This window comes from Paraburkholderia tropica (assembly GCF_014171495.1).
Taxonomy (GTDB): domain Bacteria; phylum Pseudomonadota; class Gammaproteobacteria; order Burkholderiales; family Burkholderiaceae; genus Paraburkholderia; species Paraburkholderia tropica.
In genome coordinates this window covers 1,352,340-1,374,615 of the sequence record NZ_CP049135.1, presented here as the reverse complement: position 1 = coordinate 1,374,615, position 22,276 = coordinate 1,352,340, and the positions used below count along the sequence as shown (strand labels likewise).

The 22,276-nt window shown below is 63.7% G+C and carries 21 protein-coding genes; 11 read left to right on the top strand and 10 right to left on the bottom strand.

Annotation, left to right across the window (positions count from 1 at the left end):
- Nucleotides 1-7: 7 nt before the first annotated feature.
- Nucleotides 8-613, bottom strand: coding sequence for a TetR/AcrR family transcriptional regulator (locus tag G5S35_RS20940; RefSeq protein ID WP_065061671.1), 606 nt, complete (start codon nt 611-613; stop codon nt 8-10).
- Nucleotides 614-861: 248 nt separating this feature from the next.
- Between G5S35_RS20940 and G5S35_RS20935 the strand changes: the two genes are divergently transcribed.
- Entirely contained in the window at nt 862-1,530 is a 669-nt protein-coding gene (locus G5S35_RS20935; protein ID WP_065061670.1) for a YceI family protein, read from the top strand.
- Nucleotides 1,531-1,540: 10 nt separating this feature from the next.
- Here the strand turns inward: G5S35_RS20935 and tdh are convergent, their stop codons facing one another.
- Both tdh and G5S35_RS20925 read right to left on the bottom strand, forming a co-directional pair.
- Entirely contained in the window at nt 1,541-2,578 is a 1,038-nt protein-coding gene (gene tdh / locus G5S35_RS20930; RefSeq protein WP_074981145.1) for an L-threonine 3-dehydrogenase, read from the bottom strand.
- On the bottom strand, nt 2,575-3,795 hold the full coding sequence (locus G5S35_RS20925) for a glycine C-acetyltransferase (protein WP_074981146.1): 1,221 nt from the start codon (nt 3,793-3,795) through the stop codon (nt 2,575-2,577). Before G5S35_RS20925 ends, tdh begins: the two co-directional genes overlap by 4 nt.
- A gap of 123 nt (nt 3,796-3,918) precedes the next feature.
- On the opposite strand from G5S35_RS20925, the gene G5S35_RS20920 reads away from it, so the two are divergent.
- The 3 genes from G5S35_RS20920 (at nt 3,919) to G5S35_RS20910 (ending at nt 6,256) form a co-directional block, all read left to right on the top strand.
- Nucleotides 3,919-4,584: a helix-turn-helix domain-containing protein gene (locus G5S35_RS20920; protein ID WP_183038944.1), complete on the top strand. Its 666-nt coding sequence runs from the start codon at nt 3,919-3,921 to the stop codon at nt 4,582-4,584.
- A gap of 112 nt (nt 4,585-4,696) precedes the next feature.
- The gene (locus tag G5S35_RS20915) at nt 4,697-5,101 is read left to right on the top strand and encodes a DUF2471 family protein (RefSeq protein WP_183038943.1); all 405 of its coding nucleotides are present in this window, start codon (nt 4,697-4,699) and stop codon (nt 5,099-5,101) included.
- A 117-nt stretch (nt 5,102-5,218) separates the two neighbouring features.
- On the top strand, nt 5,219-6,256 hold the full coding sequence (locus G5S35_RS20910; RefSeq protein ID WP_065061665.1) for a tyrosine-type recombinase/integrase: 1,038 nt from the start codon (nt 5,219-5,221) through the stop codon (nt 6,254-6,256).
- Nucleotides 6,257-6,339: 83 nt separating this feature from the next.
- Here the strand turns inward: G5S35_RS20910 and G5S35_RS20905 are convergent, their stop codons facing one another.
- Both G5S35_RS20905 and G5S35_RS20900 read right to left on the bottom strand, forming a co-directional pair.
- Nucleotides 6,340-7,560: a DNA-binding protein gene (locus G5S35_RS20905; RefSeq protein ID WP_074981150.1), complete on the bottom strand. Its 1,221-nt coding sequence runs from the start codon at nt 7,558-7,560 to the stop codon at nt 6,340-6,342.
- Nucleotides 7,561-7,688: 128 nt separating this feature from the next.
- A complete protein-coding gene (locus tag G5S35_RS20900; protein ID WP_074981152.1) occupies nt 7,689-7,934 on the bottom strand; it encodes a hypothetical protein in 246 nt (81 codons plus the stop codon).
- Nucleotides 7,935-9,458: 1,524 nt separating this feature from the next.
- On the opposite strand from G5S35_RS20900, the gene G5S35_RS20895 reads away from it, so the two are divergent.
- Nucleotides 9,459-10,817 (top strand): replication initiation protein, encoded by a 1,359-nt coding sequence (locus G5S35_RS20895; protein WP_065061661.1) that lies wholly within the window; start codon nt 9,459-9,461, stop codon nt 10,815-10,817.
- Nucleotides 10,818-10,942: 125 nt separating this feature from the next.
- Here the strand turns inward: G5S35_RS20895 and G5S35_RS20890 are convergent, their stop codons facing one another.
- The 3 genes from G5S35_RS20890 to G5S35_RS20880 all read right to left on the bottom strand — a co-directional run bounded on the left by G5S35_RS20890 (nt 10,943) and on the right by G5S35_RS20880 (nt 13,305).
- Nucleotides 10,943-12,001 carry a ParB/RepB/Spo0J family partition protein gene (locus G5S35_RS20890; protein ID WP_065061660.1) on the bottom strand — a complete coding sequence of 353 codons (1,059 nt, stop codon included), beginning with the start codon at nt 11,999-12,001 and terminating at the stop codon, nt 10,943-10,945.
- A gap of 24 nt (nt 12,002-12,025) precedes the next feature.
- Nucleotides 12,026-12,688 (bottom strand): ParA family partition ATPase, encoded by a 663-nt coding sequence (parA, locus tag G5S35_RS20885; RefSeq protein ID WP_065061659.1) that lies wholly within the window; start codon nt 12,686-12,688, stop codon nt 12,026-12,028.
- A gap of 446 nt (nt 12,689-13,134) precedes the next feature.
- Nucleotides 13,135-13,305 (bottom strand): hypothetical protein, encoded by a 171-nt coding sequence (locus G5S35_RS20880; RefSeq protein ID WP_183038942.1) that lies wholly within the window; start codon nt 13,303-13,305, stop codon nt 13,135-13,137.
- Nucleotides 13,306-13,438: 133 nt separating this feature from the next.
- On the opposite strand from G5S35_RS20880, the gene arsC reads away from it, so the two are divergent.
- The 3 genes from arsC (at nt 13,439) to G5S35_RS20865 (ending at nt 16,185) form a co-directional block, all read left to right on the top strand.
- A complete protein-coding gene (gene arsC, locus G5S35_RS20875) occupies nt 13,439-13,798 on the top strand; it encodes an arsenate reductase (glutaredoxin) (RefSeq protein ID WP_065061657.1) in 360 nt (119 codons plus the stop codon).
- 221 nt (nt 13,799-14,019) lie between these two features.
- A complete protein-coding gene (locus G5S35_RS20870) occupies nt 14,020-15,396 on the top strand; it encodes a GntT/GntP/DsdX family permease (protein WP_065061656.1) in 1,377 nt (458 codons plus the stop codon).
- Nucleotides 15,397-15,630: 234 nt separating this feature from the next.
- Nucleotides 15,631-16,185: an NADPH-dependent FMN reductase gene (locus G5S35_RS20865; protein ID WP_074981159.1), complete on the top strand. Its 555-nt coding sequence runs from the start codon at nt 15,631-15,633 to the stop codon at nt 16,183-16,185.
- Nucleotides 16,186-16,254: 69 nt separating this feature from the next.
- On the opposite strand, the gene G5S35_RS20860 is transcribed toward G5S35_RS20865, so the two are convergent.
- Together G5S35_RS20860 and G5S35_RS20855 are read right to left on the bottom strand one after the other, a co-directional pair.
- Nucleotides 16,255-17,052 carry a hypothetical protein gene (locus G5S35_RS20860; RefSeq protein ID WP_074981161.1) on the bottom strand — a complete coding sequence of 266 codons (798 nt, stop codon included), beginning with the start codon at nt 17,050-17,052 and terminating at the stop codon, nt 16,255-16,257.
- A 209-nt stretch (nt 17,053-17,261) separates the two neighbouring features.
- A complete protein-coding gene (locus G5S35_RS20855) occupies nt 17,262-19,559 on the bottom strand; it encodes a hybrid sensor histidine kinase/response regulator (protein WP_065061653.1) in 2,298 nt (765 codons plus the stop codon).
- 674 nt (nt 19,560-20,233) lie between these two features.
- On the opposite strand from G5S35_RS20855, the gene G5S35_RS20850 reads away from it, so the two are divergent.
- The 3 genes from G5S35_RS20850 to G5S35_RS20840 are packed head-to-tail and all read left to right on the top strand — an operon-like array spanning nt 20,234 to nt 22,180.
- Nucleotides 20,234-20,602: a response regulator gene (locus tag G5S35_RS20850; RefSeq protein ID WP_065061652.1), complete on the top strand. Its 369-nt coding sequence runs from the start codon at nt 20,234-20,236 to the stop codon at nt 20,600-20,602.
- Entirely contained in the window at nt 20,595-21,218 is a 624-nt protein-coding gene (locus G5S35_RS20845) for a chemotaxis protein CheC (protein ID WP_065061651.1), read from the top strand. The genes G5S35_RS20850 and G5S35_RS20845 overlap by 8 nt, the downstream gene beginning before the upstream one ends.
- Complete coding sequence (locus G5S35_RS20840; protein ID WP_065061650.1) at nt 21,215-22,180, top strand: sensor domain-containing diguanylate cyclase; 966 nt, start codon at nt 21,215-21,217, stop codon at nt 22,178-22,180. Before G5S35_RS20845 ends, G5S35_RS20840 begins: the two co-directional genes overlap by 4 nt.
- The last annotated feature ends 96 nt before the right edge of the window (nt 22,181-22,276 follow it).

Genomic DNA, 22,276 nt, shown 5'->3' with positions numbered 1-22,276 from the left:
CGTCGGCTTACGGCGCGAGCGCGTCGAGCATCACCTGGGCGGCGGCGCGGGCGTCGAGCGCCGCGTCGGCTTCGCCGCTGACGAGCGCCACGCCGATCGCGCCGTCGATCAGGATCAGCCATTGACGCGCGAGCCGCGCCGCCACGCGACGGTCCGCGCCCGCGGCGGCGGCCCATTCATCGCTCTGTTCGCGCACGAAAGCGAGCAGGCGCGCTTTGTGCTCGCGCGAGACGCGCCGGATCGGATCGTCCGGCGAAGCGATCTCACCCGCAGCGTTCAGAAACGCGCAGCCGTGGAAATCTTCCGACGCGAACCATTCGCGCAGTACGTCGAACATGGCCAGCAGCCGCGTACGCGGCGTGCGTCCGCGCTTGAGCGTGCCGTCGATGAACCAGCGCATCCAGCGCTCGTCGCGGCGTTCGAGCGCGGCGGCCACGAGCGCGTCCTTCGAATCGAAATAGGTGTAGAAACTCTTGCGCGCAGCGCCCGCCGCACGCACGATCGCATCGACGCCCGTGGCGTGGATGCCGCCCGCGTAGATCAACGCCTCGGCGGCTTCGAGCAGGCGCTCGCGGACGTCGGTGCTGGGGGCGTGATCGGTGGTGGTGTTCATGGCGTGGCTGCTTCTGGCTAACAGCGGGAATATCCGCGATTTCCGGAGAACGACCGTTCTCCATGACGCGTAGAGTAGAACGATCATTCTCCCGCGTCAAGCAGGTTTTCACACGCGGCCGCGCAATATGGAAAAATGGTGGACCGACGGAAGCTTCTCGCGCCGCCAAACGTAGTGAAAGAACGCGTATTGAAGTAACGCGCATTGCACGCGCACTGTCACGCGAATCGCCAGCCACTGGAGACATCATGAATCGACGTTCGATTGTTGCGTTCGCCGCCGCGTCCGCCGCCACATGCGCGCTGCTCGCCTGCACGCCGCTGCGCGTGGTGACGCACAGCGTGAGCGCGAGCGAAACCGCCGTGCCGGCGGGCGCCTACACGCTCGACGCGCATCACTGGAGCGTCGTGTTCGACGTCGATCATCTGCACTACACGCGTTTCGTGATGCGCTTCGACCGCGCGAGCGCGACGCTCGACTGGCGCGCGAACGGGCTCGACGATGCTGCGGTGCATGTCTCGATCGACGCCGCGAGTCTCGACACCAACGTGCCGGTGCTCGACCGCATGGTCACCGGCTCGCAGATGCTCGACGCGGCGCAACATCCGCAGATCCGCTTCGCGAGCACGCGCTTCGTGCGCGGCGCCGACGTGAACGGCAAGCCTGCGGGCAAACTCACGGGGAATCTGACGATACGCGGCGTGACGCAACCGGTCACGCTCGACGTGGTGTTCAACGGCTACGCACCAAATCCGCTCACGAAGCAGCCGACGATCGGCTTCTCCGCACACGGCGCGTTCAGCCGCGCGAAGTTCGGTTTGTCGACGTGGTATCCGGCAGTGGGCGACGACGTCGACGTGCGTATCGAGGCGGAATTCGAACAGCAGGCGCAAGCCGCCGAACCCGCCTCGCAATAATCGCAGTGGCTCAGGCTGCGGCCTGCGACCAGTCGAGGATCACTTTGCCGCTTTCGCCCGAGAGCATGGCGGCAAAGCCTTTCTCGTAGTCGTCCACGCTGAAGCGGTGCGTGATGATCGGCGACAGATCCAGACCGCTCTGCAGCATCGCGACCATCTTGTACCAGGTCTCGAACATCTCGCGGCCATAAATACCCTTGATTTCAAGGCCTTTGAAAATGACCTGATTCCAGTCGATCGCGGTCTGCGCGGGCGGAATGCCGAGCAGCGCGACCTTGCCGCCGTGGTTCATCGCTTCGAGCAGCGCCGTGAAGGCGCTCGGTACGCCCGACATTTCGAGGCCCACGTCGAAGCCCTCGGTCATGTGCAGGTCGGCCATCACGTCGCGCAGCGATTCGCGCGACACGTTCACCGCGCGCGTCGCGCCCATCTTGCGCGCGAGTTCGAGCCGGTAGTCGTTGACGTCGGTGATCACGACATTGCGCGCGCCCACGTGCTTCGCAATCGCCACGGCCATGATGCCGATCGGCCCCGCGCCCGTGATCAGCACATCCTCGCCGACCAGATTGAACGACAACGCCGTGTGCGTGGCATTGCCGAACGGATCGAAGATCGCGGCGAGATCGTCGGAAATTTCAGGCGGAATCTTGAACGCGTTGAAGGCCGGAATCACCAGATATTCGGCGAACGCGCCCTCGCGGTTCACGCCCACGCCCGTGGTGTTGCGGCACAGATGGCGACGCCCCGCGCGACAGTTGCGACAGAATCCGCAGGTGATGTGGCCTTCGCCCGAGACGCGGTCGCCAATCGCAAAGCCACGTACTTCCTGGCCCATTTCGACAATTTCGCCGACGTATTCGTGACCCACGTGCATCGGCACCGGAATGGTTTTCTGCGCCCAGTCGTCCCACTTCCAGATATGAATGTCAGTGCCGCAGATCGCCGTCTTGCGAATCTTGATCATCACGTCGTTGTGGCCGACTTCGGGTTTTTTCACACGTGTGAGCGTGAGGCCGGGCGCGCGTTCGAGTTTGGCAAGCGCTTTCATGATGGTTCGTTTTCCTTCTGAATCACGCCAAGCTGCTTGCCTACGCGTGCAAATGCGCCGACGGCGCGCTGAATCTGTTCGGGCGTATGCGCCGCGCTCATCTGCGTGCGAATGCGCGCGCGTCCCTTCGGCACCACCGGATACGAAAAGCCGATCACGTAGACGCCTTCTTGCAATAGCGCGTCGGCCATCTTCGACGCGACCTGCGCATCGCCGAGCATCACGGGAATGATCGGATGTTCGCCCGGCACGAGCGTGAAGCCGAGTGCACTCATTTCACGGCGGAAATGCGCGCCGTTTTCCTGCACGCGGCGGCGCAGTTGCGCGCCCTCGTCGCTCGCGATCAGATCGAGCACGGCGAGCGAAGCCGCAGCGATGCTCGGCGTGAGCGTGTTCGAAAACAGATACGGACGCGAGCGCTGGCGCAGCAGATCGATCACGGGTTGCTTCGCCGCCACATAGCCGCCCGATGCGCCGCCGAGCGCCTTGCCCAGCGTGCCGGTGATGATGTCCACGCGTTGCGCGACACCACAATGTTCGGGCGTGCCGCGGCCGTGTTCGCCGATGAAGCCCACGGCGTGCGAGTCGTCGACCATCACGAGCGCCTGGTAGCGATCGGCGAGATCGCAGATGCCCTTGAGGTTCGCGATGATGCCGTCCATCGAGAACACGCCGTCGGTCGCGATCAGCTTGTAGCGCGCGCCCGCTTCGTCCGCCTCGCGCAGCTTCGCTTCGAGATCGGCGAGATCGTTGTTCTTGTAGCGATAGCGGCGCGCCTTCGACAGCCGCACGCCGTCGATGATGCTCGCGTGATTGAGTTCGTCGCTGATGATCGCGTCTTCATCGCCGAGCAGCGTTTCGAACAGGCCGCCGTTGGCGTCGAAACAGCTCGAATAGAGAATGCAGTCGTCGGTTTGCAGGAATGCGGCGAGCGCGCTTTCGAGCTGCTTGTGCACCGTTTGCGTGCCGCAGATGAAGCGCACCGACGCCATGCCGAAACCGTCGCGATCGAGTCCGTCCTTCGCGGCCGCGATCAGACGCGGGTCGTTCGCGAGGCCCAGATAATTGTTGGCGCAGAAGTTCAGCACCTCGCTGCCGTCGGCCAGTCCGATCGCCGACGATTGCGGCGTGGCGATCACGCGCTCGCTTTTGTAGAAGCCATCGGCGCGGATCTGGTCGAGCGTCGCGCGCAGGTGGTCGAGATAGGGTGTGGCCATGGCATCGTGCTCCAGACAGGGGGAGCCGCGGCTGTTATAGTCGCCGTCAGCTCTGAGCGAATATTTTCGTTTTTTCGAACTCAAGTTCGATATACCGAACAACTCTAATCGATGAGGCAGCGTATGGCAAGCAGTGGCGCCGACACCGGCGCGAAAGCCGGCGGCACCGGCACGCGCAAATCCCGCTCCAAAACAGCGACGTCCGCGGTGGATGCGCCGCTTCCCGTGAGCTCGCCGGCCGCGCCGCCGCGCGTCGGCGAGCAGATCCAGCGGCTGCGCGCGGAGCGCAAGATGACACTGGACGAACTCTCACGCGCGGCGGGCGTGTCGAAATCCATGCTATCGGAAATCGAGCGCGACAAGGCGAACCCGACCATCGCCGTGGCCTGGCGTCTGACTAACGCGCTCGGCGTGAAGCTTGACTCGCTGTTCGCCGCGCCCAAGGCGCCGGATGCGATCAGCGTGGCCGGTCCGCACGACATCCCGACGCTGCTCGGTCACGACGCGGGTTATCAGCTGCGTGTCTGGGGCCCGATCGAGCTGGCGGGACATTTCGAGTGGTACGAGCTGACGCTCAAGCCGGGCGGCTCGCTCGTGTCGAACGCGCACGAGCCTGGCACGCGCGAGCATCTCACTGTGCTGCAGGGCAGTATCGACGTGGAATCGGCGGGCGAGCGCCGACATCTGAAAGCGGCCGACACGGCGCGCTACATCGCCGATCAGCCCCACGCGATCCACAACGTGGGGAAAGGCGAGGCGCGTGCGCTGCTGGTGGTGATTCACGGCTAGGCCGGCGGGCCGGATCGTTCCGGCCCGATTCCGGCACCTGGCCATACGGACAGGCTGCAAGATCGGCTTCGGTACTGTATATTTATACAGTAAAAGAATGACCGGAGCCGTCATGGACCTTTCGCCCACCCCGAACGACCAGGCACTCGCCGCCTTACGCTTTCAGTCGGCCGCGCGCGACCTGGAGCACATCGTGCGCAACATCGCGCAACGCTACATCGGCCAGCAGGTGCCGCTTACCTGGCGCCTGCTGCACGCGATCGAGGCGGAGGCGCTCGCGGACCTCGGTTTCGCCAGCCGTCACGACGCGATCATGCTCGGGCTGTTCCAGCGTCCCGGCGACTTCGCCTATCCCGAAACCGACGACACTGTCGACTTCGGTCATTCCAATGCACTTCCGGCGGTGTTCGCCTTCGCCGTGTCCGCTTACGAACAGGCCGCGCAAACGGCCGAGCAAACTCAGCGCGAAAACCGTCGCCGCGAAGCGGTCCGGCGCACGCGCGCCTGGGGCGGCTGATCGCGGTTTTCGGATCGCGTCGGCTCCCAATGCCGCCGCACGTTACCGCGCACGCACCGTCTTCGGCACACCTTTTCTCAACTTCGCTACAATCGCAGCAGTAATGCAACTAACGGAATGACAGCGATGACTTCTCAACCCCGCGACCTCTTCGACCAGCGACGCGCCGACTGGCAGAACGATCCTGTCGCGGCGTTCGACGCCTGGTTAGTTTCGCAAGATCTTCGCCGCTCATCCGCCGATATCTATCGTGTGCAATGGGGGCGCTTTCTCGAATGGCTCACGCTCAAGCGCCAAACCATTCTGTCGGTCGAGACCGGCACGATCTCCGAATTCGTCGCCGGGCTCGACGTGAAAAAGCCGCAGCGTCTGCGCTACCTTCGGCTCATCGAGCGCGTGCTCGATCATGTTCGCCAGATCGAACTGGCATCGGCCAATCCGGCACGCTTCATCGCCCAGGACGGTGAAGCCGCCTGGCGCAACGCGCGTGAAAACGACCCCACGGGTTTTTTGACCGCGGCGGAACGTGCTGCCGTCATCGGCCAGTTGTTCGCCCCGCTTACGGAGCACTCGGCGGCCAAGCGCTGGCGCGAACGGCGCGACCGCGCACTCGTCGCCGTGTTTCTGGGCGGCGGCCTGAAAACCGGCGACGCGATTTCGCTCACGCTCGACGCAACCTCGATCGGTTCGGAATGGCTCACGATCGAAGCTGACAATCCGGCGCTCACGCACAGCACGCGGCTCGCGCCGTTCGCGGTCGACGTGATGGGCGCGTGGCTCGAGGCACGGCGGCTCGCGCAACTGCCTGGCAAACTGGTCTTTCCCGGCTCGCCGAATGGGCGGCCGATGCACAAGGCCACGGTGTTGCGTGCGATCGACGCGCAAATGGAAGCGGCCGGCATCGCCAGCACGCGCGCCGAGCGCGCGAGTCCGCAGACCCTGCGCAACAGTTTTGCGGCGGATCTGTTCGAACGCGGCGTCGATCCGGATCAGGTAGGGCAATGGCTCGGCTTCATGCAGCCGATTTCGTCGGGACGCCTGCATCGCGCCTGGCGCGTGTGGGCCGAGCGCGCGGCGACGGCACAGGCCATCGCTTCGGCAGACAATGAAACGGCGCATCCAGAGCAGAAAGCCAGCGCGTCGGGCGACGCCTGAAAGTGCCGCTATTTCAATGGGCCGCGGCTTCGCGGCTCCCGTAAAGACTCACACCCGACTCGCGCGGCGGATCCTGTAAAAGCTCACCGCGTGAGATCGTGGCTGGCGTGGGGATCACGCTTGCCTGCGGAAAATCGCGCGACGGCTTCCAGGCGTGATGCCCCGAGACCCGACGTGTAATCGCACTCGGGGCACGACAATTCAAAGCGGCCATCGACCTGGGACAGCTCCGGCTCGCCCTCTTCGCAACCCGGGCAACGAGAGGGGAGGGCGACATGGCCGTCCACCCGCGTGCCGAGCGCCGCCAATTCTTCCTCGCCCAGCCGGCCGGACGTGGCCAGCGCACACAACACCTGCGCCACCGAACCATCGACACCTTGCTGCGAGCGCAGTTGCGCAAGCTGGCTCGTCAGCGCATCCACTTCGTCCGAACGTTCGCGCAACACCACGTCGAGCCGGTCCGCGCGGGCCTTCGCCGTGGCCAGTTGCTGGATGAACTCGAATTCTTTCTTGCTGGCTTCGCGCTGGGCCGACTGCCATGTCGACGACATCGTACGCAGCGCATCGAGTTCCACCAGCATCGGTTTTACGCGACGCTCGGCTTCGGCGAGCGCGTCCTTGATCTGCTGCGCGTAGTGCTCGGTGCTGCGGCGCATTTCTTCGTGCAGACCGTCGATCCGGTCGCGCAAACCGGCATTGGTCGTCTGCTCGGCTTCGAGCCGTTTTTGCAGCGAGTCGTTGTCCGCTTCGAGGCGACGCACCGTCGCCTGCAAATTGTCCTCATGCGAAGCGCCATGCGCTGACGAGGCCGCGAGCTGATTTTCGAGCTCGCGCACGCGGGCCCACGCGGCTTCGGTGCGAGTTTCGCTGCGCTGAAGTAATTCGTCCGCGGCCAGGCGACGGGCTTCGGCATCGCGCAACGCCTGATCGGCGTCCTGACGACCCACTTCGATTTCGTCGCGCTCGGCCTGCAAGGTCTGGCGCGCGAGCGTGCGTGCTTCCTCGAACAAGGCGCCGAGCAATTCGCCGGCGCGTTCTTCCAGTGCAGGCGGAATCGCGCCACCGCCGACGCGGACTTTCGACGCCGTACGGATGCGCTGCCAGAACAATTCGATATCTTTGGGGATGTCGCTGGCGCTGCCGGTCTGCGTGAGATCGCGAACATTGGCCATCGAGGGTCGAATACCCAAATCGAAGAACAGCCGCTTGCAGGCATGAAGCGATAAATCCTGGCGGCGGGCGCCGTCTTCACGCAGGCGTTCGAGTTCTTCGCGGATGGCCGCGCGTTCTTCGTCTCGGATCATGAGGGTCTCGGCAAGCAGTATCGGATCGAATAATAACAAATTACGTAGTATTCGATACGTTTTATTGGGCGCTGCTGAGATCAATCCGAATCTGGGCAAAAAAGCCCGAAGAAAACGCGCCACAGGTGTCAATCGCTGCCGATTTCGTGAAACAAATCGAGCTTTATTTTATAAGCCATTGTAAACGTTTGATTTTCCAATAGCGACAGGATTTTGGCGAGTGTTTCACGAAGGTCTCTCCGGTCCTGGTCGATCGTGACCTCAGGGCCTTCTTCGAGGGGATTGGGGATATCTTTCGAGAACGCGAAAGGAAGTTTGTCTTGAGAGCTATAAAAGTAAACACCCTTGATACCCGTTAAAAACGTTAACGCCACGGCAAACCCTTATCAGACAAGGCTTCTAGCCCGATCAGGTGAAACTTTACGGGAAACCTGGTGAGGCTCTACGGGACACGCGGGTGATGGGGTTCGGGGAAGCCGGTGAGGACCTGCGGGAAAGGACGTGAGCGGATTCGGGGAACGGCCGATTCTTGACTCTACGGCAAGGGTGAGCGATTTCGGGAGGCCAGTCGGCCTGAAGTCAGTGCTCGCGGGGCCAGGATGTGCTGTTACGTGAAATGCAACGGTGAGCGGATTCAGGACCGGCGATTGATGCGATTTTTTCGCCCAATTTGGCCGCCCAAAACCTTGTGGTGAGAGAGATCGGGAAAAAACGGCAGGCAAAGGTGAAGCTTTTCGGGAGCTGAACGGGCATTTTGGCCGAATCGGGCTGAATTCGGGTGGGCGATGACCTGAAGGTGAGCCTTTACGGGACGGCAATAATGATTTGGGAGGACGATCCGGACGCAGCCTTTGGCGCTTCAAACGGTAGTCAGCTCGTTAAGGTGAGGTTTTACAGGAGGTGGAGACTGTGCCGCTCAGCCATTTGTATCGGGAGCACCGTTTTACCGCTGCGTGAGGCTTTTCGGGAGGCAATTCAGCGCCTTTTTTCGCCTTCAGGTGAGCTTTTTCGGGAGCAAGTTGGCATTCACTACCGCTAGACGGCTGATAATTCAGGCGATCGAATGCCGCGCGATGGCGTCGCGGGATGCGAAAGGTGAGTTTTTTCAGGAGCATCCGACGCGCACTTTTCTGCGCTGATTCACGCCCTGCTCCCGTAATCAGGTGAGCTTTTTCGGGGGAGTCTGGCGAGGGAGCGTGCGTGCGTTCCTGTGGATAAGCCCCCGAATCCATTGGTTTTTTCCCGAATGCTGTTGATTGGTGAGCTTTTTCAGGAGTGCCGCAGACGGTGAGCCGGCAGTTCGGGATTCTGGAACCCTGCGGGACTGCTGAGCGCCAAGGTGAGATAATTCGGGAGACGTTTTGCGGGCTGGCTGGCTCACTGAAGTGATGAAACGGGTGCCTGGCCTTGCACCGTGTTCATCCAAGGGTGAGTATTTTCGGGAGCTAAAGCAGCGCAGGCGAGGGCTTCGGCGACTGCGTGCGTGCTGATCGTTGGTGAAATCGACCGATAGAGGACGATTCAGGAGGCATCCGCACGGAAAAGACCGCCACAAGCGAGCGATTTACACCGCATTGCGGGATCCTTTATTCAGTCGTTTGCGCTCACCCGAAAAAGCGCGAAATGTTGTGTTTGCGCCAGGAAAATTTGAGGTGAGCTTTTTCGGGAACCGTCCGACACCGCTCTTGCGCGGCTTCTTCGCGCGCTTTCGTGCCAGGCCGCAGCCCTGCGCGCATGCGGCGGATCGGGTTTCGACGTAAAGGTGAGCGTCTTCGGGAGCCTGTCGCGGTGAGCCGTCCCGTGAACGACGTCTTCACCGGCAATGGTGAGAGTCGCCCTATAGACGGGTTTCACCCCAGACGGTATCCTTTCGCGAAATTCTCACCTCGACCCGACGCATGGCCACGAAGCGCGTGAAAAAAACCGATGTGGTGAGCCCGAGCTCGGCCGAATTGCGCAAGGCCGTCGAGGCAATCGCGATTCAGCCGAAGAGCGGCAAGATCACTCTGCTGACCCGCAAACTCTTCAACGTGCTGCTCGCCGTCGCGCAGCAGGCGGATGAAGGGGGCGATACCTATCGCGCGCTGCTTTCCGACATCGTCGCGAACTCGGCGTTCGACTCGAACGATACCGCGCTCGTGAAAGAGCATCTGCGGCGCATGGTGTCGGTGCAGGTCGAATGGAGCCAGGGCACCTCAAGCCAGAAGCCTGGCCGCAAATGGGGTATCTCCACGCTGATCGCCGATGCGGAAATTCTCGAAGATCCGGCCACGCGCCGCGTCTGGGTGGAATTCTCGTTCGCGCCCAAGATCAAGAAGAAGCTGCTGGACCCGGTCCAGTACGCCCGCCTGAGCCTGCAATTCCAGAGCCAGCTGCGCAGCAGCGCCGGCCTCGCGCTCTACGAGATCTGTGTCCGCTATCTCACGAATCCGAGCCATCTCACCATGCGCGAGACGTGGGAATGGTGGCGGCCGATTCTCTCGGGCACGCCCGATACCGAAGCCGGCGACGAAGCGAAACGCGAATACAAGTATTTCAAGCGCGATTACCTGCGCCCGGCGATCGCGGAAGTGAACGCCGTGACCAACATCTTCGTCGAGCTGATTGAGCATCGCGAAGGTCGGCGTGTCGCCGAGATCCAGTTCCGCGTGACCGAGCGCAAGCAGCCGATGCTGGCGCTCGATGAGCACCCGAACGTGTTCGACAGCACGCTGGTCGATCGCATGGTCAAGATCGGCATTCCGCTCAAGGAAGCGCAGTCGCTTTACGCGGACAGTGAGGAAAACCGTATTCGTGCGGCGCTTCAGCTCACCGAGCAGCGCATGCGCAGCACGACGCTGCCGCCGGTGCGCAGTGCCGCCGCGCTGTTCAAGGATGCGCTGAAGAAGGGCTACGCGCCGCCAGTCGAAACCGCAGCGGAAAAGCCCGCAGCCGCGGGCCGCCTGGCAACCGGCGGCGTGACGGCCGACGATCCCAAGGCGCGTCTGATGGACGAGTACGCCGCGTATCGGCGCAAAGAAGCTCGTGCCCTCTACGACGAGCAGGGCGACCTCGAACGCGAACTCGCACGCAACTCGTTCGAGAACGACGAATTGCCGGGTCTGGGCGCTCACCTGCGCGACGATTGGCGTCGGCGTGGCCTCGACTCGAAACTGGCCGACACGGCATTCTTCGATTGGCTCGCCCGCAAGACATGGGGCGAACCGACCGATGGCGATCTGCTCGCGTTCACGCTGAACCAGGCACGCGCGGCCTGAGAAGCGAAGTGACGCTGCGCGCACAATCCGGCACGCAGCGCTTCACGATTCGTTGAGCCATAAAAAACGGTCTTCACGTTCGACACGTGAAGACCGTTTTTCTTTATCGCTGCAATCAGGCTCGATCAGACTTTCAGCATTTCTTCGATCTGGTGAAGGATCGCATCGCGCCGATCTTTCGAGAGCCCCTTGAGGCGCAGTTCGAGTCGATCGTCGCCGTACGACTTCAGATCGCCGACGGCCATGCCATCGAGTTTGATCTCGAGCCGTTGCGCGTAGCGCTGACGGCCGGCCGGCTTTGGACTTTCTTGCGGCGTCGCGCGGCCCTTGACGATATCCGCGACTTGTCGCGTGCTGAGGTCGTCGGCCAGAATCCGGTTGATCAGCCGCAGCGTGGCGTCCGTGCCGCGCGCACCGTGATAGCGGCCCACCTGATACGCCATGTTCGAACCGAAGCGGTCGGGGCGCGCCACCATCTCGTGCATGACCGACTCGGGCAACTTGCCGATGGACAAGGCGACCGCGACCGTCGATTCGTCGAGGCCGAGGTGATCGGCGAGTTCGCGCTGGCTCTGGAAATGCTTGTCGTCGATAAAACGCTTCCAGACGACGGCGTTGTCGAACACCGTCTGCGAGTCGCGCTGGACGTTGAGGTCGTAGCCGAGCTTGTAGCTCTCCAGTCCAATCGGCAGATCGACGACGATCGCCTTGACGACTTCCTTGTTGGCTTCCTTGAGCGCACGCACGCGACGTCCGCCGTCGCTCACGTAATAGCTGCCCGGCGCGGCGTAATCCGGAATCACGTGGATCGCCTGCTGCTGCCCTTGCTTCGCGAGATTGACCGCGAGTTCTGCAATCGACGTCTTCAGATAGAAGTGGCGCGGGTTGAACGGACTCGCCTTGATGGCCTTAAGCGGCAGTTCGATGATCTGGCCGGGGCGATAGCCCTGCTCCAGACGCCACGCGCGGTATTCCGCCGACTCGTTTTCAACCGGTGAGGTCGCGTCGTCGGTAGTGACGGCGATGGGTTCCGGCTGGCTCGAGCGGCCGGCCGTTTCGCGGGCTTTGGGCTTGTCCTGGACGAGGCCGTCGATGGCGTTGAGTCGGTCAAGCGCCGTGCGCTTCTCGCTGCTCGTGGTGTCAGGCCGGGCCTGAAAACCTTTGGCAAATTGTGAGGGCTTCATTCAGGGTCCTTTATGCGCATAAAGTCAGGGGAGCATCTCTGCGATTTCGTCGGCGCAAGCACGCACCTCCGTCGCAGCGAGTCGCGCACCGCGGTCGCTCATTTGCAGCACCGTCTGGCCGAGGGCCATGGCCTGCTTATAGGCTTCGCGGGTCGGGATCTGGGTTTTGAGCAAGGGGAAGCCCAGTTCTTCCAGCGCGCGCTTCAACTCGCGCGTGAGCATGCGCTTCTCTTCTGTTTTGTTCAGCAGGAAAACGGCCTTGAGATCCTCGTTCATCACCTGAGCCTGCTGGATCAGTTTGACGAGGCCGACGCTCGACCAGTAATCCGCGGGGGACGACGAAGTGGGAATAACAGCGACGGTGGCAGCGAGCAGAACGACGCCCGAGACCTTTTCCGTGATCGACGGCGGGCAGTCGACCACGATGATGTCGTAGTCACCGATGAACTTCTTGATCTCACGATGGATCTGTCCACCGGCTTCGGAGAGGTTGACGACCGGGAACGGAATGCCGGCTTCTCCATCGGAAGACGCACTGGCCCAATGGACGAGCGTGTTTTGGCCGTCGGCATCGACCACGAGCACGCGCTTACCTCTTTCGTGGAATGCTGCGCCGAGATGCATCGCGATCGTGCTCTTGCCGACCCCGCCCTTTTGCTGCGTGACTGCGATTATCTCTGCTGCCAATTGGTTTTCTCCTTTTGCTAATTGTTTTGAATTTTACCTGGATTGAGTTGCGATTCAATGATTGAGTTTGTGATTTTCGATTTTTACTGCGAACGTTAGCCGTTTGGCCAAGGTTTATGCGCATAAAGTTCATGCGCACGAGCGTGGCCTCGGAGCCACCGACAGATCTGTGATGTCGGTCCAATGAGCGATGATGACCAGGCCGGGCGATCGAGAAGCGAAACGCGGCGTTCGCAAGGCGAAGCCGGTCTCGTCTGAAGGCTGGCTCACACATGAAGTGAGCAAGCGAGTGCGGGACCAGCTTTGTGAACTCCACGCACCGCAAGGCAATCGTTTAGGTGCAGCCGAAACGTTCATTCAGCCGCGCGTATCAAACAGAGCAAACACGGACGGATTTATGCGCATAAAGGCTCGATCAACTGTAAGACTCTCGCACCTCCCCCTCATCAGAACTCCCCAAGCCGCCCATCTTTATGCGCATAAAACTCCGTCACCTCATGGTCGTCCATGCGGAGCCCTTGCAGCCCCGCCCTGCTCTCTTCGCCATTGCCCGTTAAAATCAGCGCGACCGTACGCCGCAGGCAAAGGCGCAAGAGTGCCGTGATCGAATCAGGCACCGCCGACATCGATCGATGCCGGCCTGACGCACGCGCCGCCACTTGCTCGCGCATCAGCCAGCAGCGCACCGCGCGCGAGCGCAATAGCGACTACGACCGCCACCGATAACCAATCACAACAGCAACCGAACAGATGATCACGATCTACCACAACCCTCGATGCTCGAAGTCACGCGCCACCTGTGAGCTGGTCACCAGTACCTACAACACGGGAAACGAACCCGTCGACGTGATTGAGTATCTGAAGACGCCGCCGACGGTCGAGCAGATCAAGGCCCTGCACGCGATGCTCGGCGGCGCGCTGCGCGACATGATCCGTACCGGCGAGACCGAATACGCGGAACTCGGCCTCGGCGCCGCCACGGTTACGGATGCTCAGCTCTACGAAGCAATCGCGAGCCACCCGATCCTGCTGCAACGCCCGATCGTCGTCCGCGATGGCCGTGCGGTGATCGGTCGACCGCCGGAGAATGTCGCGGCGCTGTTTGCCTGACACGCGGCAGACACCGCATCGGATCAGACTGCGCATCTGATCGACACCGAAGACGTTCGAAAACATCGAGCGCCGACCAGGCCAGATAGCGGCCGCGCCGACGCCCCAAACGATGGTCGTCGCCAGTGCAGGCAAGCCCTCCCCCGCTCGCCTTTCCCCGGCGCCGACGCAGAAAAAAACCATCAGGCTCTCACCCGCCAACCGCCAATAACGAGACTTCAGTGGAATCGCTTGCAACTCTATCCGCGTGGTCGTTCCACGACACGCGCCTCATCCTCTCCTGCCTGCTGGGCCTCGCGCTGATCGTCATCCTGATCAGCGTGCTCAAGCTCGCGCCGTTTCTCTCGATCCTCGTCGGTACTTTCGCGGCGGGCTTCGCCGCCGGCGTGCCGCTTGAAGGCGTCGCCAGCGCGTTCAGCAAAGGCGCGGGCGCCCTGCTCGGCGACGTCGGCATCATCATCGCGCTCGGGGCCATGCTCGGCGCGCTGATGGCCGAGTCCGGCGCGGCCGACCGGCTCGTGACCACCCTGCTCGATCACTCCACGCCGCGCACATTGCCGTGGATGATGGCGCTCGTCGCCGTGATCATCGGCTTGCCGCTGTTCTTCGAGGTGGGGCTGGTGATGATGGTGCCGATCATCTTCGTGATGGCGCGCCGCTCGAAGCAGCCGATCCTGCGCATCGCAATTCCCGCGCTCGCCGGTATGACCACGCTGCACGCGCTGCTGCCGCCGCATCCCGGTCCGCTGATCGCCGTGAGCGCATTGCATGCCGATCTCGGCATCACGCTCGGATTCGGCGTGCTCGTCGCGCTGCCGGCGGTGATCCTCGCGGGGCCGCTTTACGGTTCGTGGCTGTCGCGTCGCATGCACGTGGACGAGCCCGAGGATCTCGGCAAGCTGTTCACGAGTCACGACACGCAACTGGCCGCGCCCGGTTTCGCCGTTTCGCTGCTGACCATTCTGCTGCCCGCCGTGCTGATGCTTTGCCGCACGATCGCGAAACTCGCGCTCACGCCGGACACGCTCGCATTCACGACGCTGAATTTTCTGGGTGAGCCGCTGATCGCGCTGGGACTCACCGTGTTGTTCGCGATCGTCGTGCTCGGCTGGTCGCGCGGCATGGCGCGCGAGCGCGTCGGTAACATCCTGCGCAAAAGCCTGCCGCCGATCGCGGGTCTGCTGCTGACGATCGGCGCAGGCGGCGGTCTCAAGCAGACGCTCGTGCTCGCGGGCATCAGCACGACCATCAGCAAGATCGCCGTCGGCGCGCACCTGCCGCTGCTGCTGCTCGCGTGGCTGATCGCCGTCGCGCTGCGCCAGGCCACGGGTTCGGCCACCGTCGCGACCACCGCGACGGCCGGCATCGTCGCGCCGGTCGTTACCGGACTGAGCGCCACGCACAATTCGTTGATGGCACTCGCCATCGGCGCGGGCTCGGTGTTCTTCTGCCACGTGAACGACGCGGGCTTCTGGATGGTGCGCGAGTACTTCGGCCTGAAACTCAAGCAGACCGTGTTCGTCTGGTCGATCCTGCAAACCATCGTATCGGTCGTCGGCCTCGTGCTCACACTGCTGCTCTGGAGCCTGCTGAACTGAGGCAGGTGAATGGTCGGATAACGTCTTCGGCGCGATTCCGACCGAGGCCCGATGCCACCGGGCCTGGTGCGGAGTTGTCCACAAGGTTATGAACGAAATCTGTGGATAAATCCGCGCCGCCCCTGCTTATCCACAGGCGCGCCGCGCCGGCCCATCTTAGCGACGTGCGAAAGCGCTCGCGCCTATGATGTCGTTTCGTTCCAACGCGCTTCGCGCGCTTTCGAGGAGAAGGAAATGGCTTATCAAGTAGCGGTCGTGGTCGGCAGTCTGCGCAAGGAATCCTTCAATCGGCAACTCGCGCACGCGGTCGCCTCGCTCGCGCCGTCCGACTTCTCGTTCGAGTTTCTCGACATCGGCGGGCTGCCGCTCTACAGCCAGGACTACGACGCCGATTTCCCCGAGGTCGCGCGGCAGTTCAAGCAGAAGATCGAGGCCGCTGACGCGCTGCTGTTCGTCACACCCGAATACAACCGCTCGATTCCCGGCGTGCTGAAGAACGCGATCGACTGGGGTTCGCGGCCGTGGGGCAAGAATTCATGGACGGGCAAGCCGGGCGCGGTGCTCGGCACCTCGCCGGGCGCGATCGGCACGGCGCTGTCGCAGGCGCATCTGCGCAACGTGCTCGCCTATCTCGACGTGGCGACGCTCGGTCAACCCGAGATGTTCATCAAGCACGATGCCAGCAGGATCAACGAAAATGGCGAGATTGTGAACGACGATACGCGAAAGTTCCTGCAGGCGTTCGTCGATCGCTACGCCGACTGGGTCAAGCGTCAGCTCGGTCGCTGAACCCGGTTTCGATCCAGGGATACAAAAAAAGCGCGGCTCGGGCCGCGCTTTTTTTCGTCAACTTTCAGGTCAATGCAGCGTCGGCCGCGATCCGGTCACCGGGCGGTCGGGGGCGTCGGACGCGCGGTGGTCGTGCGAATCCTCTTCGTACTCGATGAATTCATCGGGGATGCGCTGCGCACCGCTGGCCGTTTCCGTCGCTTGGGGCGCGGACGGCACGTCCACGTGCGGAGCGTGCGTGGCAGGTGGCACGCTCGCTTGCGTGCCCATCACAGCCCCGGCGCCGGGCGCGCTTGCCGCCGTGAGCACGGTGGCTTCGGCTTCGCTGGCGGGACGCGCGGGATCGACAGCGCCCGCTTGCGCTTCGGCGGAGACCGGCTGATCCGCCGAGCCTTCCGGCGCGACGCGTCGGCGCATCGCATCGGCGAGCCCGGCGATACCGAGTTCGTCGAGCGCCGAATGCTCGCGCGTGACAGGATCGGTGTCGCTGGCCGCCGCCCACGCCCAGCTGCCGCCGCGAATCGCCACTTCGAGCGCGTGTTCTTCGCGCAGCGTTTCGCGGGCGAGATCGGCGCGCGCTTCGTCGCTCACGCGAACGCCGATCAGCACGTTGCCGGCCGGCGCACTCGCCGCGTCAGCGGCGCCGGGCGCGTGCGGCGCCGGTTCCGGCACGGCGCCCGCGTTCGCGCGCACGTCGCCGGTCGTCGAAAAGAAACTCGACACCAGCCGTTCGATGCCGGCCAGCACGCCGGCTTCGTGCACCGGCAATTCGATGTCGTTCAGCGCGAAGCCGCGCTGCAGCAGCGCTTCCTGCGCGTGTCGCGCTGCATCCAGGGTCTCGAAGAGACCCGTCACGGTCTGTCTCATGGCTCACTCCTCGCCCGTCGGGCAATGGTGGCAAAAGCGGTGGCTAAGTCTGACATGGCGGTGGGCGCGCGTTCCCGAGATCCACGCATCATGGCGACATGAAGTGGTCAATCCGGCTCGCGGCGCGCCCGCCGCCGCCTGGTCGAGCGTCCCGCAATCTTCGTGCCGCGGGCATCTCGCGCCAGGCTTTCCGATCCAGACTTTTCGACCTACAGCGTGGCGTCCCGTTCCCGGCGCGCGCGCGTCTGCAGGTCGCGCTGGATCGCCTCGAGCAATTTCTCCAGCAGGGCAATGTCGAACGGCTTCGAGAGCACGCGCACGTCCACGTGACGCGCGCGCTCCAGTTCCTCCGCGTAACCGGTGACGAGAATCACGGGCAGCGTCGGCTCGCAGTTCTGCAGCGCCTCGGCCAGATCGATGCCGTTCATCTCGCCGGGCATGTGGATGTCCGAGAGCACAAGATCGAAATGCGCGAAGGGCGTCGCGTCGTCGTCGTTCGCCGCTGCAACGTGGCCGGCCTTGACGAGCGCGAGCGCGCTCGCCGCGTCGTTCGCGCAGGTGACGTGATGGCCCATCATCTGCAGCAGCGCTTCGGTGCCCGCCGCGACTTCGTCGTTGTCTTCGACCAGCAGCACGCGCAGGCCGTGCGGCGGCGCGACGCTGTCCTCGCGCGGCGCCGGTTCGTGCGCGACCGCTGGCGCGGCCGCGGCGCGCGGCAGATACAGATGCACCGACGTGCCCGCGCCGATCGCGCTGTCGATCGCGGCCAGTCCGCCCGAGCGCTCGCAGAACGCGAACACCTGCGGCAGCCCGAGCCCCGTGCCCATGCCCTTCGGCTTGGTCGTATAGAGCGGCTCGAACGCGCGCGCGAGCACGTCGGGCGACATGCCGACGCCCGAATCCTCCAGCGAAACGTGCACGAATTCGCCGTCGAGCGGAAAGCCCTCGCCGGGCCGGAACGCGATATTGCGTGCGCGCACCGTGAAGCGGCCGCCGTTAGGCATGGCGTCGCGCGCGTTGACGGCGAGATTGATGAGCGCGAGTTCGAATTCGGCGACGTCGACGTTCACGGGCCACACGCTTTCGTCGACATCGACGACGAGCGAGACCTTCGCGCCCAGCGACGCGCGCAGCAGTTCGCGGCTCGCGGGCAGCCAGCGTCCGGCGTGGATCGTCTCGTTGCGCAGCGGCTGCTTGCGCGCCACGCCGAGCAACTGGCGCGTGAGCGACTGGCCGCTCTTGAGCGCGCGCTCGATCGCCGAGAGTTCGCGTTCGAACGCGGCCGCGCCGCGCCGCCGCGCGATCTGCACGTTGGCGGAGACGATCATCAGCAGATTGTTGAAGTCGTGCGCGACGCTGCCGACGAGATTGCCGAGCGCTTCCATCTTGCGCGACTGCCGGTAGGCCGATTCGATCGAGCGCCGCATCGACGCTTCGGCCTGCCAGCGCTCCCACGCTTCCTCTTCGGCGGCGAGGCGGCGCAGCGACAGCCAGATCACGCACCAGAGCGCGATCGACGGCGTGAACATCGAGATGATCAGCACGCTCAGGTGCCGGTACCACGCGGCCCAGATCGCCGAGCTGCGGTACGCGCAGGTGACATAAACCGGATAGGCGCCGACACGTCGATACGCGAGGATCACCTTGTCGTCGAGCAGTTGCGAGCGCATGTGCACGACGCCCGCGTCCTTGCCGCCGGCGAGTGCCGAGGCGAACGGCGAGCCCGCCGTAATGCCCGGACCGCCGGCGCGCGCCTGAGCCGCGGGCGGCGGCGGCTCGAACGCGAGAATCGCGCCGTCGCTGCGCACGAGGCCGAGCGCCATCGGCGAGTCCGCGCCCAGCAGTTCGCGATAGAAGGTGCCGAAGTAGGCGGGCCGCAGCGCGACCGAAACGAGACCGTCGAACTGGCCTTGCGCGTCGTGGCGCGCCACGCCCGTGTTGAACACGATTTCGCCGCTCACCTGGCCTTGCATCACGCGCGAGACGTGATCGATCATGCGGCCCGCGCGGATGCCCACGAAGTCGTCGCGCGTGAGGATCGAGACGGGCGGCGGCGGCGAGTAGCGGCTGCTCGCGAGCAGGTCGCCGTCGCGGCCGAAGATCGACACGGCCGCCACCTGCGGATAGCCGCCGCCGATCGCGTCGAGCTTCTCGTGAATCTGCGCTTCGTTCAGGCGGATGCCTTCGTCGTCGAGATCCTGCACGCCGTCCACGATGCGCGTGTCGAGCGCGTCGTTCATGTCGAACACCTTGAGCGCGTGCTCCTCGGCCACGCGCACGGTGCGCAGCGTGACGTCGGTGGCGTCGGCTTCGCGCGTGCGCAGGTCGTTCCACGCCATCGTGGCCACGTAGACGCAAGGCAGCACGATGGCCGCCACGAGCAGCGCAATCAGCGTGCGGCGGCGGACCGTGAAGTCGTGGCTGGGCGCGGCCGGAAACGGCGCTTCATCGGTGCGCGGCGAAGCGGGCGAGCGATCGTCTGGCCCGGCGGGCCGGTCGGAAATCATCGTACGGATTAAGGGGATGGAAGCTGCGGCGGAGCTTCTGACATCATAAACGACCGCAGCGTTCCAACCGCCGCGCCGGCGTGCCCGATTGCACGCTCGCGCGGTCCGTTCGCGGCCCTGTGCGCGGCGCGCGCACCGGGAAAAAGTCAATTTCACGCGCCGCCAGACTTAACGTCGCAAAAAAGAACGATTTTTTCGGACAGACGCGCGATTGCGCGAAAATCCGCGTAGCGCAAACGTACACAAAAGGATAATTATCGGCGCTGATTCGTTGGTTTGATTATTTATTTTCCGAAAAACCCGAAAAGAAAGTCAAATTTGATCGCGTAACGATTATCGACGAGTTGCATTTCATTTCATTTGCTTCGAGAATTCGGGGCACGATAAATACGTATGAAAAATGAGCACGGGCAGCGCGCTGTTTTTCTCGTATCCATTCTGTAAGTCGGCCCCCTCAGCTAAAGCAGCGGGGACGAGTAATGCGGCGGAATTCGGGGCGCCGCTCTCACCGGGTCGATCAGATTTGCCGCGCCAGCCACGCTTCCCGTCGCGCTGTCATATGCGGTAATTCACGCATCGCGCATAAAATACGCGTCCGCCCTAAAGATAGTGCGCACGCGGCCGTTAATACGTCTTAACGCATTCCGTCCAACGCACATTCACTCAGCATATCCATGTCCTTGCCCATCGTGATCGCCGATGATTCGCTGTTAGCCCGCAAGGTGCTCACGAAGGCGCTTCCCGAGGACTGGGACGTCGACATCTCGTACGCGTCGAACGGACATGAAGCGCTGGCGCTCTATCGCGCCGGGCGTGCTCCGGTCATGTTTCTCGATCTGACGATGCCCGGCATGACGGGTTTTCAGGTTCTCGAAGCCATGCAGCACGAGGATCTGAATACGTTCGTGATCGTCGTATCCGCCGACGTCCAGCCGCGCGCCCAGGAGCGCGCGCTCGCGCTGGGCGCGATGGCATTCGTGCCGAAGCCGGTCACCCAGGAAGCGCTGCTACCCATCCTGAAGGAGTACGGGTTGTATGCCTGATCGAGTGTTCACGGAACTGCAGCGCGACGCGCTTCAGGAGATCGCCAATCTGGGGATGGGCCAGGCAGCCACGCGTTTGTCGGGGCTCCTGAATGCTTTCATCGAATTGTCGGTGCCGCGCGTGCGCGTGGTGGCGGTCAGCGAGGCCGCGGACGCCTTGCGCGAGATGACCGGCATCGACGGTCCGGTGACGGCCGTGCGCCAGGGTTTTCGCTCCGAGATCAAGGGCGAGGCGCTGGTGATCTGCCGCAGCGGCGAGATTGCGGAACTCGGCGCGCTGATCGGCGGCCCGTTCGCGGAGTCGACCTGGGACGCGCTCACCGAGCAGGAACTGATCTTCGACGTGGCGAACGTGCTGACCGGCGCGTGTGTCTCGTCGATGCTCGACCAGCTCGGGCGTCTGCCGGTGTTTTCGCAGCCGGGCCTGCTCGGCGACGCCGTCACGCTCGACGAAGTGTTCCAGCCCGGCCTGCTCGCGTGGGATCTCGCGCTGCTCGTCGAAGTCAACTTCGCGCTGGAAGACCAGCGTTTTCGCGCGCATCTCGTCATGCTGATGGCCGAAGAGTCGATCCATCACGTAAGCCGGGCCATCGACGCGCTGTTGCACAGCCTATGACTACCCCTGAATTGCCGTTGTCGACGCCCTCGCTGTCCGACCTCGTGGTCGAACGCGTGGGCTTCGGCCTGTTCGTGCTCGACCGCGACATGAACGTGCTGATGTGGAACCGCTTCATGCAGGACCACAGCGGCGTGTCCGCCGAAGACGTGATCGGCCGCCCGATTTTCGAGCGCTTTCCCGACCTGCCGCGCGCGTGGCTCGCGCGCAAGGTCGAAAGCGTGTTCCAGCTCGGCAGCTTCGCCTTCAGCTCGTGGGAGCAGCGGCCCTACCTGTTCCGCTTCGATCACGACCGGCCGATCACGGGCGGCGTGGACTACATGCAGCAGGACTGCACCTTCATGCCGCTGATGCGCGAGCGCGAGGTGATCGCCGTGTGCGTCACGGTGTCCGACGTCACGCACGTGAGCGTGATGCAGCGCGAGCGCGAGGACGCCGTGGCCAAGCTGCGCGAATACGCCGACCGCGACGGCCTCACGGGCATCGCGAACCGGCGCTTCTTCGAGTCGCGCCTGATGGAGGAATTCTCGCGCTGGCAGCGTTATGGCGGCGACCTCTCGGTGCTGCTGTTCGATCTCGACCACTTCAAGAAGATCAACGACGAATTCGGCCACGTCGCCGGCGACACGGTGCTGCGCTCGATGGCGCAGCGCGTGGCCGACGTGGTGCGCAAGCAGGACGTGTTCGGCCGCTTCGGCGGCGAGGAATTCGCGCTGCTGCTGCCGTGCACGCCGCTCGACGACGCGCTGCACGTAGCCGAGAAGATCCGCCACACGATCGGCGACACGCCCGTGGACGTGCAGGGCGTGGTCGTGCCGGTCACGGCGAGCGTGGGCGCCGCCGCGGCGCGGCCCGGCTCGAGCGACTACGAGGTCATGATCAACGAGGCCGACGCCGCGCTCTACAGCGCCAAGCGCCAGGGCCGCAATCGTTCGGTGGTGCTGCTGCACGAGCTGTCTTAGCTCCTCGACCGGGATCGCGCCTTCTGGGGCGCGTTCCTCGAACATGGCGGACGATGGCGGGAATCTGCGCGACGTTGTCCGTCATAGGCCGACGAT

Coding starts and splice junctions, on each gene's coding strand:
- G5S35_RS20940 (WP_065061671.1), bottom strand. CDS start 613: ATGAACACCACCACCGATCACGCCCCCAGCACCGACGTCCGCGAGCGC.
- G5S35_RS20920 (WP_183038944.1), top strand. CDS start 3,919: ATGGCAAGCAGTGGCGCCGACACCGGCGCGAAAGCCGGCGGCACCGGC.
- G5S35_RS20860 (WP_074981161.1), bottom strand. CDS start 17,052: ATGAGACAGACCGTGACGGGTCTCTTCGAGACCCTGGATGCAGCGCGA.
- G5S35_RS20845 (WP_065061651.1), top strand. CDS start 20,595: ATGCCTGATCGAGTGTTCACGGAACTGCAGCGCGACGCGCTTCAGGAG.
- G5S35_RS20895 (WP_065061661.1), top strand. CDS start 9,459: ATGGCCACGAAGCGCGTGAAAAAAACCGATGTGGTGAGCCCGAGCTCG.
- G5S35_RS20935 (WP_065061670.1), top strand. CDS start 862: ATGAATCGACGTTCGATTGTTGCGTTCGCCGCCGCGTCCGCCGCCACA.
- G5S35_RS20905 (WP_074981150.1), bottom strand. CDS start 7,560: ATGATCCGAGACGAAGAACGCGCGGCCATCCGCGAAGAACTCGAACGC.
- tdh (WP_074981145.1), bottom strand. CDS start 2,578: ATGAAAGCGCTTGCCAAACTCGAACGCGCGCCCGGCCTCACGCTCACA.
- G5S35_RS20890 (WP_065061660.1), bottom strand. CDS start 12,001: ATGAAGCCCTCACAATTTGCCAAAGGTTTTCAGGCCCGGCCTGACACC.
- G5S35_RS20915 (WP_183038943.1), top strand. CDS start 4,697: ATGGACCTTTCGCCCACCCCGAACGACCAGGCACTCGCCGCCTTACGC.
- G5S35_RS20925 (WP_074981146.1), bottom strand. CDS start 3,795: ATGGCCACACCCTATCTCGACCACCTGCGCGCGACGCTCGACCAGATC.
- G5S35_RS20850 (WP_065061652.1), top strand. CDS start 20,234: ATGTCCTTGCCCATCGTGATCGCCGATGATTCGCTGTTAGCCCGCAAG.
- G5S35_RS20865 (WP_074981159.1), top strand. CDS start 15,631: ATGGCTTATCAAGTAGCGGTCGTGGTCGGCAGTCTGCGCAAGGAATCC.
- G5S35_RS20910 (WP_065061665.1), top strand. CDS start 5,219: ATGACAGCGATGACTTCTCAACCCCGCGACCTCTTCGACCAGCGACGC.
- G5S35_RS20840 (WP_065061650.1), top strand. CDS start 21,215: ATGACTACCCCTGAATTGCCGTTGTCGACGCCCTCGCTGTCCGACCTC.
- G5S35_RS20855 (WP_065061653.1), bottom strand. CDS start 19,559: ATGATTTCCGACCGGCCCGCCGGGCCAGACGATCGCTCGCCCGCTTCG.
- arsC (WP_065061657.1), top strand. CDS start 13,439: ATGATCACGATCTACCACAACCCTCGATGCTCGAAGTCACGCGCCACC.